The organism is Aquiflexum gelatinilyticum, assembly GCF_024741135.1.
GTDB lineage: Bacteria > Bacteroidota > Bacteroidia > Cytophagales > Cyclobacteriaceae > Cognataquiflexum > Cognataquiflexum gelatinilyticum.
The window spans coordinates 1-1,150 of the sequence record NZ_JANSUY010000039.1; the positions used below are offsets into that span (position 1 = coordinate 1).

Below are 1,150 nucleotides of genomic sequence, written 5' to 3' on the forward strand. Positions count from 1 at the left end.
TGGGGCTTCAGTTCAGAGCTTCGCTTACGCTAACCCCTCTCCTTAACCTTCCAGCACCGGGCAGGTGTCACCCCCTATACTTCGCCTTACGGCTTCGCAGAGAGCTGTGTTTTTGCTAAACAGTCGCTTGGGCCTATTCACTGCGGCTTTCCGTTAAGAAAGCACCCCTTCTCCCGAAGTTACGGGGTCATTTTGCCGAGTTCCTTAACCAGAGTTCTCTCGCACACCTTAGGATTCTCTCCTCGCCTACCTGTGTCGGTTTGCGGTACAGGCACCTTTTATCTCGCTAGAAGCTTTTCTTGGCAGCGGGGAATCAAAGACTTCGCTCCATAAGGAGCTTCCCCATCACAGCTCAGCCTTTACGATAAGCGGATTTGCCTACTTATCAGCCTAACTGCTTGGACGTGCACAACCAATCGCACGCTTCTTCTATCCTTCTGCGTCCCTCCATTGCTCAAACGATAAAGAGGTGGTACAGGAATATCAACCTGTTGTCCATCGCCTACGCCTGTCGGCCTCGGCTTAGGTCCTGACTAACCCTGAGCGGACGAGCCTTCCTCAGGAAACCTTAGGCATTCGGTGGACGGGATTCTCACCCGTCTTTCGCTACTCATACCGGCATTCTCACTTCTAAGCACTCCACCAGTCCTTCCGGTCTGACTTCACTGTCCTTAGAACGCTCCCCTACCACTGATACCATTGGTATCAATCCGCAGCTTCGGTGGTGTATTTAGCCCCGGTACATTTTCGGCGCAGAGTCACTCGACTAGTGAGCTATTACGCACTCTTTAAATGGTGGCTGCTTCTAAGCCAACATCCTAGTTGTCTAAGCAACTCCACATCCTTTTCCACTTAATACACACTTTGGGACCTTAGCTGGCGGTCTGGGCTGTTTCCCTTTTGACTACGGATCTTATCACTCGCAGTCTGACTCCTAAGGATAAGTCATTGGCATTCGGAGTTTGACTGAATTCGGTAATCCGATGAGGACCCCTAGTCCAATCAGTGCTCTACCTCCAAGACTCTTACACTTAAGGCTAGCCCTAAAGCTATTTCGGGGAGAACCAGCTATCTCCAGGTTCGATTGGAATTTCTCCGCTACCCACACCTCATCCCCGCACTTTTCAACGTGCGTGGGTTCGGGCCTCCA

1 rRNA gene is annotated in these 1,150 nt (G+C 51.4%); it reads right to left on the minus strand.

The features are described from left to right. Nucleotides 1–1,150, minus strand: a 23S ribosomal RNA gene (locus NU887_RS21045); the annotation flags it as partial.